We start from the raw sequence: 2539 nt of genomic DNA, 5'->3' as shown, positions 1-2539 counted from the left end.
TACGTACTATATTCATCTCACAAGCAAATGAGTATTAACTTTGAAAAAGACCAATCTCTATTAGAGGGACTTAAAGAAAGCCTACGGATATTCAATGAAGATCAACCATAAACACTTTATATTYATTACCTTATGTGTCGTCGCACTGTTGAGCGGTTACTGGTTTGGCTTTCACAGTGTAGATAACCGAATTATCTTCCAAGCTAATGTAAGAGCCACCTACATTTCTAATCATGATCCCCAAGAAAGTTACGATAGAAAAGGTGAAGTCTTTATGGGCGATCATTTCTTAGCCATGCACGACATCATCGCATCAAAAAGTGGTGTCTTAGCCGTTCAGTCACTTTTTGAATGGGGGCCATTTAACTCAGACCTTACTAAGAAAAATGTCACTCGACAATTTACTGGTACAGTGCAAAATAGTTTAATTCTCGACTTGCCCGATGAAGTAAGGATGAAGGTCTACCCCATTGAAATACCGAATGATAATGGAAAAAAGCTATACCTTTTTTACTTCCGAGACAYTGCCTTACTTCTCATAGAAAAGAATAACACTCACCATAATATTGGTTGACTCAACGTACCTATAACCAACCTATTCAATAAAAATACGTTATCTAAACGACAAAATTGTTTCGTTAGACTGCGAGTCCAATTTATCCGTTAATGCGCCTGACTTTTGGTAACCATTCTTTGGTGGCTAACCTCTTAAAATATAGAGCCTCACCAAATGTCAGGCATGAATTCAGCCAATTCTGATTCATCTTTTTCTTCTCTGTTTCTTGCGAGATAAGCTGTGGAACAATCAAAACTCGATCGCGTTCGCGCGGACTACAACGTTCACTACTGGAGCCAAGGCTTCTACGGTATTGATGACAATGGTGAAGTCACGGTTTCACCGACGAATAATAAGACACACCAAGTCCCGTTAAGCAATATCGTCACTCAACTGGAAGAGCGCAAATTGAACCTTCCTGTTTTGGTTCGTTTTCCGCAAATACTGCATCAACGTGTGCACAATGTTTGCCAAGCGTTTAATCAAGCAATTGAAGAATACCGATACAAGAACAATTACTTGCTGGTTTACCCAATCAAAGTAAACCAACAAAAGGAAGTGGTTGATGAGATCTTAGCCAGCCAAGCCAAATTAGAAACCAAACAACTCGGCTTAGAAGCTGGTAGTAAGCCTGAACTGTTGGCAGTGCTTGCACTTGCTCAACAAGCGAGTTCGGTGATCGTTTGTAACGGTTACAAAGACCGTGAATACATTCGCCTTGCGCTCATTGGTGAAAAGCTTGGACATAAAGTATTCATCGTTCTAGAAAAATTATCTGAACTTGATTTGGTATTGAAGGAAGCGAAAAACCTTGGCGTCAAACCACGTTTAGGTATCCGAATTCGATTGGCCTCTCAAGGTGCGGGAAAGTGGCAAGCCAGTGGTGGTGAAAAGTCTAAATTTGGACTTTCTGCTTCACAAGTACTTACGGTTATCGAGCGCTTGAAACAAGAACAGCAACTTGATGCGATGCAGCTGGTGCACTTCCATTTGGGTTCACAAATGGCAAATATCCGCGATGTTCGTAACGGAGTGAATGAGTCCGCTCGTTTTTACTGCGAGCTTCGTGAGATGGGCGCGAACATCGACTTTTTCGATATTGGTGGTGGGTTAGCAGTCGACTATGACGGTACACGCAGCCAGTCTTCTAATTCGATGAATTATGGATTAGCCGAATACGCTAGAAACATTGTTTCAACCGTAAGCGATGTTTGCTTGCAGTATGAGCAACCTATGCCGGTGATCATTTCTGAATCAGGTCGCTCTATCACGGCTCACCATGCCGTATTGATCACTAATGTCATTGGTAACGAAACTTACCAACCTGAAATGATCGAAGCACCTGAGATCGATGCGCCAACGTTGTTGCAAAACATGTGGCGAAATTGGGAGTACTTACAAGATGGTACCGACGCTCGTGCGCTTATAGAAATTTACAACGACACTCAAAGTGATTTGGCGGAAGTACATTCACAATTCGCAGTAGGTCTGCTTAACCTACAGCAACGTGCCTGGGCGGAACAGCTATCGCTGCGCATTTACTTTGAGCTAAGCCGTCAGATGAGTAACAAAAATCGCTTCCATCGCCCAATATTGGATGAATTAAGCGAAAGGTTAGCGGATAAGTTTTTCGTAAACTTTTCACTATTCCAGTCTTTACCGGATGCGTGGGGAATTGATCAAGTGTTTCCTGTTCTCCCTCTTTCTGGTTTAGAAAATGTTGAAGACCGACGTGCGGTGATGCTGGACATTACCTGTGACTCAGATGGCGTAATTGAGCAATATGTCGAAGGCCAAGGCATTGAAAAGACACTGCCGGTTCCCGCTTTCGACAAAGACAAACCTTATTTGATGGGCTTTTTCTTAGTCGGTGCGTATCAAGAAATTTTAGGTGACATGCACAACCTATTTGGCGACACACACAGTGCTGTCGTCAATCTCGACGACAATGGCAACGCCGTTATTGTGGCAACGCCGTTATTG

At 42.6% G+C, this 2539-nt stretch carries 2 protein-coding genes; both read left to right on the top strand.

Going from position 1 to position 2539, the window contains the following annotated elements:
• The first annotated feature begins 94 nt into the window (after nucleotides 1-94).
• The gene (locus L4C33_RS21405) at nucleotides 95-574 is read left to right on the top strand and encodes a hypothetical protein (RefSeq protein WP_428814410.1); all 480 of its coding nucleotides are present in this window, start codon (nucleotides 95-97) and stop codon (nucleotides 572-574) included.
• Nucleotides 575-796: 222 nt separating this feature from the next.
• Nucleotides 797-2539: biosynthetic arginine decarboxylase (gene speA / locus L4C33_RS21400; RefSeq protein ID WP_428814409.1), on the top strand; the 1743-nt coding region annotated here is incomplete at its 3' end.

Origin of the sequence: Vibrio makurazakiensis, assembly GCF_050337375.1 — a bacterium.
In the GTDB taxonomy this organism is placed as follows: domain Bacteria; phylum Pseudomonadota; class Gammaproteobacteria; order Enterobacterales; family Vibrionaceae; genus Vibrio; species Vibrio makurazakiensis.
The sequence above is the reverse complement of the archived record's forward strand: the minus strand, read 5'-3'. Positions and strand labels throughout refer to the sequence as shown.